General features: G+C 43.3%; 5 protein-coding genes. All 5 read right to left on the bottom strand.

Translation table 11 applies throughout. The annotated features are described in order from the left end of the window. Window positions 1–281: 281 nt before the first annotated feature. Entirely contained in the window at window positions 282–1,823 is a 1,542-nt protein-coding gene (locus WB217_RS18470; RefSeq protein ID WP_423994786.1) for a class I adenylate-forming enzyme family protein, read from the bottom strand. A gap of 185 nt (window positions 1,824–2,008) precedes the next feature. Further along, window positions 2,009–2,335 (bottom strand): hydrolase, encoded by a 327-nt coding sequence (locus WB217_RS18475; RefSeq protein WP_423994787.1) that lies wholly within the window; start codon window positions 2,333–2,335, stop codon window positions 2,009–2,011. A gap of 632 nt (window positions 2,336–2,967) precedes the next feature. Then, window positions 2,968–3,708 carry a 3-oxoacyl-ACP reductase FabG gene (gene fabG, locus WB217_RS18480; RefSeq protein ID WP_423994789.1) on the bottom strand — a complete coding sequence of 247 codons (741 nt, stop codon included), beginning with the start codon at window positions 3,706–3,708 and terminating at the stop codon, window positions 2,968–2,970. A gap of 12 nt (window positions 3,709–3,720) precedes the next feature. Beyond that, window positions 3,721–4,632 (bottom strand): alpha/beta fold hydrolase, encoded by a 912-nt coding sequence (locus tag WB217_RS18485; RefSeq protein ID WP_423994790.1) that lies wholly within the window; start codon window positions 4,630–4,632, stop codon window positions 3,721–3,723. Between the two features lie 2 nt (window positions 4,633–4,634). Next, a partial coding sequence (locus WB217_RS18490) for a 3-oxoacyl-[acyl-carrier-protein] synthase III C-terminal domain-containing protein (protein WP_423994791.1) occupies window positions 4,635–5,120 on the bottom strand: 486 nt, incomplete at its 5' end.

Consider the following 5,120-nt stretch of genomic DNA (forward strand, 5'->3'; position numbering starts at 1 on the left):
GAGTCATGCTGCTGTTATCATCGCTGTTTTTGTTTAACATTGTCCTGTGCTTTTTTATAAAAGAAGAAAAGGCATTTCAATCAGCTGATGCCAATTGAAATGCCTTTTAAGATCTTTTGAACTGCCGACCTATCTCTCTATCGAAATGCTGTTTCGGTTGGATATTCCGAATTTTACGGATATATTCCGGAACTCACCCTATATATTCCGGAATTTTTTATTTTATTCCGAAATAACTGCCATATATTCCGGAAATTCCAAATATATTCCGAAATCAGTTTTTAGATGACAGGCTTCTGCTTTTCAGCGTTATTAGTCAAGGCGCTATTCTTTAGCAGCTTCTTATCGATTTTTCCGACATGCGTTTTTGGCATCTGGCTAATGAAATGGATATGCTTTGGCACTTTGTAGCCACCGAGCTTCTGTCTGCAATAATCTTTGACCTCTGCCTCTGCAAGTTCGCTTTTCTCCTCACGGACAATAAAGGCTGTCACAACCTCACCCCATTTATCATCAGGCATCCCAATTATAGCTGCCTCCTGAATCGATGGATGTGAACATAGCCAGTGCTCGATTTCGAGTGGAAAAACATTTTCCCCGCCGGTAATGATCATTTCCTTTTTCCGGCCGACAATATAGAAGTAGCCTTCCTCATCCTTTTTAGCCAGGTCTCCTGTATATAACCAGCCATCTCTTAATGTGTCTTTCGTTGCGTCTTTATTATTCCAGTAGTAGGAAAAAGAGTGATTCCCCTGTATCGCCAGCTCCCCAACTTCGCCGGGAACTGTTTCACAGCCTTCCTCGTTTATGATTCTGACCGCATTAAAGAGCATCGGTTTGCCGACAGACCCCCGTTTCACGTCAGCCTCTGCTGGATCAATAAAAAAGTTATTTGGCCCAGCTTCCGTCAAGCCGTACCCTTCCTTGAACGCCATCCCCTTTTGCTTGAAAGCCTCGTAGATATCTAGCGGGCAAGGCGCACCCCCTGACAGAAATATTTTCATATCCTTGAACTCAGCTTTGTAAAAGTGTTCGGATTTCACAAGCATATGATACATCGTCGGCACAAACAGGACGATTGTACACTTGAATTTTATTAAATTTTCAATGGCTTGTTCCGGAACAAATTCCCTCGCAATAATAATTTGCCCACCAGCCATCAGTATAGGTATCGAAAGCGCATTCAGGCCGCCTGTATGGAATAAGGGCAAATAAGTCACCGTCTTGTCTTCATTCGTCAGGTTCCAGCTGGCAATCGTGGAAATCCCGTTCCAAATAATCGCACGGTGTGACAGGACTGCCCCTTTCGGCTTACCAGTCGTTCCGCCCGTATAAATCATCGCCAGCGGGTCTTCCTCGTCCACTTCAGTGTTCCGGAACATAGACTTGTTTAGACGGCCAGCATATTGGTCAAACAACAATTCATATTGTGATCCATCTATTGGAAGACTGCGCTCCTCGTGCTGCCATATCATCGTAACCTCATTGGTAAAGTTGGAATGGAACGCAAGAAGCCGCGGATTCGAATCATTTAGTATATAGGTAAGTTCATCGATGGACAGTCTCCAGTTAAGCGGCACGAAAATAGCGCCGATCTTGCCACAGGCAAACAGTAAATCAAAGTAACTGATTCCGTTCGGCGCGAGCAGCGCTACCCTGTCTCCCTTTTGGACACCTTTTTCATGCAGCCACATGGCAATTGCTTTTGCCCGATCATTGACCTCCTTAAAAGTCCAGGCATGACCCGATTCAGCATCGCCAATTGCTTGGGCCGCCGGTGTCATTCTCGCTCTCGTTTCCAGCCAATCGAGCTCCCACCTCACCGCAATCTCTCCCTCTCTCGTTCATGATGAATTCATTTTAGAAAATGGGAGTTACAGGTTAGTTACAGAACGGTTAAAGAGTGATTTGATGAATGGAATTGGTGAAGATGTTTTTCTTAACAAACAATCCATGGGTTGAAATTGATAAGTAAAGCCACAGCACGGAGCTGTGGCTTTTAGTTTGACTATCTATTCAGCTGCTGTTCATCCAAGATTCCCATGTTTCTAACATGGTTCTTCGCTTCAGCATCACCAAGCTTGTAAACCATTGCATAAATTCCCTTCATTGTCATATCATATTCCGCATTTTCACGATCTGGATCTCGGAAAGGAACATGAGCATTTCCAAAGGTTTCCCAATCCGCCTTGTAGTTCTCAACCAGAAACTCACGAAATTGCTTGATTTCCTCCCCAGTTGCAATAAGGGTAAAATGGCCCTCCGGCTCAGCAGGCTGATCCAAAACCTCGCCGCTTTCTATGTTAAAGTAGTAAGTTTGTTTTTGTTCCTCCATGTTATAGCACCTCATTCTTTTTAATTACCTTTTACCACTTTTGATAGAAAGTTAATCTTATTAAATATATCCATAAGAAGTTTTTGGGTTTGTTTTTATTGGAGATTTATAAACTGCTGCTTCTAAATTAGTTGATTTTCACCTTGAAATCGTAAAAAATAAATGCTTTTTGAGTTATTTACTATCGATTGTAAAAGATTTCATGATGGACAGGTGAAAATTATTGATATGTAGGGAGTTTGATATCTTTATGTACCCTTTAAAACACTTATTTTAGTTGTGGGGATACTATTTTTCTCGTCGGAATGATTTTTTCACCAGTTGAAGCATTTTTCAACGGTTGAAGCAATTTTTTCTACGGTTGAGATAGTTTTTTCTACGGTTGAAGCAGTTTTATCACCGGTTGAGGCAGTTTTTTCAACGGTTGTATTGATTTTTTCACCAGTTGAGCAGATGTACCTCCATATATTGCAATCTTCCAATTTTTTTGAGTTGGAACGATTGTATCCTCATCTTTTAATACCAGTTGCAACGAATTTAATACCAGTTGCAACAGATATATCACTAGTTGAACCTAATTCATCTCTCCACACCCCAATAAAAAAAGCGCCACGAGTGCGCTTTTTTACCATCTACATCATAATCCCGCCATCAACATGAAGGGTTGTTCCGTTTATATAATTCGATTCGTCTGAGGCTAGGAATAAATAAGCGTTCGCGATGTCCTCCGGCAAGCCCAGCCTTCCAAGTGGAACCATCATCTTCATTTGCTCCAGCACTTTTTCCGGAACTTTGGCGGTCATTCCGGTTTCGATAAAACCTGGGGCTACTGCATTTACGTTTATTCCCTTGCGGCCGAGTTCCTTTGCCCAGGTTTTGGTCATCCCGACTACACCGGCTTTTGTGGCAGCATAGTTGGTCTGTCCGACATTGCCATACACGCCTGAAACGGAAGATGTATTAATGATTTTGCCTGAGCCTTGCTGGACCATTGCTGGGACTACTGCCTGGGCACAATTGAATACACCTGTCAGGTTAACGTCGACGACCTTCTGGAAGTCTTCCACCGCCAGCTTGTGCAGCATGCCATCTCTTGTAATGCCAGCATTATTGACCAGAATATCAATTTTTTCATACTGTCCAAGAACCTTTTGAACCATGGCATCCACACTGCTTCTGTCCGCTACATTCACCTGAAAAAATGCTACTTCGAATCCCTCTTCAGACAACTCAGTTGCGCGCTGTGTTCCTGTTGCCTCGTCAAAGTCTGCTAATGCCACTTTTGCTCCTTCTTTTGCAAAGGTCTTCGCCGCTGCCAGACCAATTCCGTTGGCAGCTCCTGTAATGATCGCAACCTTATCTTTCAATCTCATAAGCTCACCTTCCTATTCTGTTAAAAATTCCTCGATTTGCTGTTGAAGCTGCGCTAAATCATCCACCAAAGGAGAATGTCCGCAATCCTTTAATTCCACAAATTTGGCACGCCCTTCAAAATCCTCAACAATCTCTTCTGTCATCCGCTGTGTGACGACCAAATCACGGTCACCTCGAAGCACAAGGACAGGTATCTGGATATCCTTCACCTGATTACTGCCTTCGGTTAACCCGTTATTGACGGCACTAATGTTAAAAGTATTGAGAGAATGATAGATTTCCGCAAGATTGCGCTGTGTCAACATATCGTCAACATACTCTTCATAATGCTCTTCATCCGGCTGGCGATTCGTGTAGATCAGCATATTCCACATCGCCTTTAAAAACTCTCTATTCTGCTGGTCATATGCAGTTTGGACGGCGACTGTCTTGCCACTGTCTGCTCTAACATCTTCAAAAGAGGCTATCCGATTATTAACATCCGGCAGGCCTTCTGGGCTTGTGCCAAAGAAAGGATAGCCGCGGGTTGAAGCAGATGCAAGCAAGATAAGCTTCTCACAATAACCAGGATAATCGGCAGCAAATTGCATCCCAACAGCCCCGCCTGTCGACCATCCTATGATTGAAAAATCATTCAAGCCAAGCTCATCGACAAACAATTTTACATCATCCGAAAAATCCTTGATCGACATATTTGGTTTATGGTAGCTTGATTCACCAAAACCTCTCATGTCGAGTGCGTAAATTTTATAAGCAGGATCCATCTTATCAATCAGTAAATCCCAGTGCTTGGATGAAGTCATGTTTCCGTGAATCAGCAGAACGTTTTTCACTCCGCCTTCCCGTTCCCGGTATGCAATTGTCTCTCCATTTGGCAAATCCACTTTTTTAATTTCAACTGCCTGAGCTTCCGTTTTTCTCATTGCTACTCACCCTTTCCCCAGCGTATGGTTGTGGCACCCCATGCATAGCCGATTCCAGCACTGACAAGGACTGTGATATCGCCGTCCTTCAGCTTTCCTGAACTTTCGGCTAACTCCAGCGACAGAATCTGATCAATCTGGCCGATATGGCCATACTCTTCCAGATAAATAGATTTCGAGTCTTCTAAGCCAAGCTCACGCAAAACATAGTTGTGTGCTGATCTTTTCATATGAAGCATTCCTACATAAGCGATTTCTCCTTCAGAAAACCCGCTCTTTTCAACCGATCCCCTTATTACCTTCAGGAAGTTGACCATCGACTTTTGCTCCAGGCGCTCTTTCATCCCTTGAGGATCCAATACATCAAGCTGATACAATCCACGTTCAAGATTTTCAACAGAAATCGGATTTTTCGTTCCGCCTGCAACGACGACCACATCCTCGGAAAAAGAACCATCTGTAATCATTTCTGTTTCAAGCAGGAGATT

This window comes from Mesobacillus sp., from assembly GCF_049588175.1.
In the GTDB taxonomy this organism is placed as follows: domain Bacteria; phylum Bacillota; class Bacilli; order Bacillales; family Cytobacillaceae; genus Mesobacillus.